Genomic DNA, 2414 nt, shown 5'->3' on the forward strand with positions numbered 1-2414 from the left:
AGTTGGTTAGAATACCGGCCTGTCACGCCGGGGGTCGCGGGTTCGAGTCCCGTCCACTCCGCCACTTATATTAAGCCCTAGTCGAAAGACTGGGGCTTTTTCGTTTGGTCGTGTCCCCTAGAAATGCATTTACACATTGAAGGCGAGACAATACGACTTTCTTTACCCTATTGGCGCATGAGTTTCTCAGGAAGATGAGCCTGCTGCCTGCACTTCTAATTACTCCGAGTTTGTATCATGTCCTCGTTGAAAGATTGGTCATTTGAACAATGAGTCTTTATAACACTCGCCCTCAACCGTAGTAGAATGAATAGTCTTCCTCACTGCGTGTTTTGTTAGCGTCTCTCTTAAACAATAATTTTCTACATCTTATTTCTCAAACATTCATTGCTTCCATGTTTAGAGCGGGGCCGTCGTTGCGTGTATTGCGCAATTTCCCGAAGTATAGTGAGGAAGAGATCTAAGTCTTCCGAAAATTAATGCCTTTTAGAAAACTTTGTTTTCTTTGCTGAACTTGCTAGTAGCGATTAACCTAAGAGGAGTTCTTGAGGAGTATGTTTGATGATGCAACAAATAAAAAATGAAACGCTGAAATCTGTATTTAAGCAATGGTCTTCCGAAGAGGGAATTGTGGTCATCAACCCTGCAACTGAGCAAGAGTTAATTCGGTTAAAGCCTAGTACTCTTGATGAGTTAGATGATCTCATTGGTCAGTGCAAAACGGAGCAAGTCCGTTGGGCTAAATTAAGTGCCAAAGAGCGCTCTCGTCGTTTGAGGGGGTGGTATCAACTACTTCTTGATAATGCAGAAGACATAGCCACGATTATTACCTTAGAGCAGGGTAAACCTTTAGCTGAGAGCAAAGGGGAAGTGATGTATGGTGCCTCTTTTGTCGAGTGGTTCTCAGAAGAAGCAAAACGTGCTTATGGCGAAGTTATTCCTGCCCCCACGACAGATAGACGTCTATCTGCAATTCGCCAGCCTGTGGGAGTATGCGCTGCAATTACACCTTGGAACTTCCCTATTGCGATGATTACAAGAAAAGCAGCACCAGCCCTAGCGGCAGGTTGTGGCATGTTGATCAAGCCATCAGAGCTTACCCCTCTCACTGCAATTGCTGTTGTTGAATTAGCTTATCAGGCTGGTATCCCTAAAGAACTGCTTTCTGTCGTGGTGTCGGAGCAGGCTGCTGAGTTTGGTCAAGTACTAAGTACTGATCCTAGGATTCAGAAGATCTCTTTTACGGGGTCTACGCGCGTTGGGAAAATTTTGATGAAGCAAGCCAGTGATTCAGTCAAGGCGGTGTCGATGGAGTTGGGTGGTAATGCGCCTTTCATCGTGTTTGAAGATGCAGACTTAGATGCGGCTGCGGAAGGGCTTGTCGCGTCGAAGTTCCGTAATGCAGGGCAAACATGTGTTTGTACCAATCGGCTATATGTTCATAAAAATGTAAAACAAGCTTTTATTGATAAAGTATTGTCGAAGTTAAGCAAATTAAAGCTTGGCAATGGTTTAGAGAAAGGTGTCACATTAGGTCCTGTTATTACGATGGCCTCTAAGCATCGACTAGAGGCGGTGATCGATCAAGCTGTACAAGAAGGAGCCTCTATTGCTAACTCTCCACAGAGATGGCCTGGTCGCTTTATGGAGCCCGTTCTTTTGGATAGTGTGATGCAGGATATGTCGATTGTTCAGCAAGAGCTATTCGGGCCTGTGTTGCCTATTGTTACCTTTGAAAATGATGATCAAGTTCTCGAAATGGCTAACGATACAGAATATGGTTTGGCTTGCTATTTCTATACGAATAGCTTGAAGCGTATTGTTACTTTTAGTGAAGGTTTAGAGTATGGCATGGTTGGAGTGAATGAAGGGATCATCTCTACTGAAGTGGCTCCATTTGGTGGAGTTAAAGAGTCGGGTGTTGGACGGGAAGGTGCTAAGCAAGGACTCGATGAATATCTGGAGACAAAGTATATTTGCCTTGGTGGTTTAAGCTGATTTCAGAGATAGCCGATTGAATTAAAAAGCTAGGTTTTTACCTGGCTTTTTTTTTGTTGAAAGGCATACCATTTGCCACGCGCGTTTGTGGTTAATATTTTCTGGTTACTTAGTGAGTCGATAGTTAGCTTGCGGTAAGCGGTTTTTAATAATCAAAGCGCTTATGTTATTTCGTTATGGGGTAGGAGAGAGCTTAGCTTTAAACTAATACAAAAAAGCCGCATCAAGTGATGCGGCTTCTTCTAATATGGCTCCTCCTGCTGGGCTCGAACCAGCGACCTGCGGATTAACAGTCCGTCGCTCTACCAACTGAGCTAAGGAGGAACAAATTTTAATAAGTGGTGCCGACTACCGGAATCGAACTGGTGACCTACTGATTACAAGTCAGTTGCTCTACCTACTGAGCTAAGTCGGCA

The 2414-nt window shown here is 44.2% G+C and carries 1 protein-coding gene and 2 tRNA genes; 1 reads left to right on the plus strand and 2 read right to left on the minus strand.

All coding sequences use genetic code 11. The annotated features are described in order from the left end of the window. Window positions 1–561: 561 nt before the first annotated feature. Window positions 562–1998: an NAD-dependent succinate-semialdehyde dehydrogenase gene (locus R7P67_RS23105; RefSeq protein WP_262654069.1), complete on the plus strand. Its 1437-nt coding sequence runs from the start codon at window positions 562–564 to the stop codon at window positions 1996–1998. A gap of 248 nt (window positions 1999–2246) precedes the next feature. On the opposite strand, the gene R7P67_RS23110 is transcribed toward R7P67_RS23105, so the two are convergent. After that, a tRNA-Asn gene (locus tag R7P67_RS23110) sits at window positions 2247–2322 on the minus strand. Between the two features lie 15 nt (window positions 2323–2337). Further along, window positions 2338–2413, minus strand: a tRNA-Thr gene (locus R7P67_RS23115). Window position 2414: the final 1 nt, after the last annotated feature.

This window comes from Vibrio sp. Vb0937 (assembly GCF_033338855.1).

What these genes read in the sequence shown, in the direction of transcription:
- R7P67_RS23105 (WP_262654069.1), top strand. Translation starts at nt 562, where the DNA reads ATGATGCAACAAATAAAAAATGAAACGCTGAAATCTGTATTTAAGCAA.